Source organism: Seonamhaeicola marinus (assembly GCF_008085455.1).
This window is the reverse complement of sequence record NZ_VSDQ01000740.1, coordinates 1-488: the sequence shown is the minus strand read 5'-3', so window position 1 is coordinate 488 and position 488 is coordinate 1. Positions and strand designations below refer to the sequence as shown.

Annotated in this window: 2 protein-coding genes; both read right to left on the bottom strand. The window is 33.6% G+C overall.

The genetic code is table 11. The features are described from left to right. Positions 1–246: small ribosomal subunit protein uS11 (locus FUA24_RS23280; RefSeq protein WP_148545724.1), on the bottom strand; the 246-nt coding region annotated here is incomplete at its 3' end. Positions 247–353: 107 nt separating this feature from the next. Next, positions 354–488 (bottom strand): 30S ribosomal protein S13 (gene rpsM, locus FUA24_RS23275; protein ID WP_148545722.1); only part of this gene is annotated, 135 nt, incomplete at its 5' end.

The following is a 488-nucleotide window of genomic DNA, read 5'->3' as shown; positions in this document are numbered from 1 at the left end:
CACTTTTACCTTTTTCAACCCTGCTTCTTTTGCAACACCAGCAGCATCTTCTGCAGCTAATTGAGCAGCATAAGGTGTGTTTTTCTTAGAACCTCTAAATCCCATTTTACCAGCTGATGACCATGAAATTACATCGCCCTTTTTGTTGGTAAGTGAAATTATAATGTTATTGAAAGAAGCTGTAATATGAGCTTCGCCTATAGACTCTACAATAACTTTACGTTTTTTTGTACTTGTTTTTGCCATATTCTTTTAGTTTCTAGCTGTTAGCTTTTAGTTGTTAGAATCCTAAACATTTCTATTTCAAGCAGATTCATCTAACGTCTAAATACTAATGACTAATATCTTATTAATTATGCTTTTTTCTTGTTAGCAACAGTTTTTCTTCTACCTTTTCTAGTTCTAGAGTTGTTTTTGGTACGTTGCCCTCTTAATGGTAAACCAGCTCTATGACGAATACCTCTAAAACAACCTATATCCATTAAACG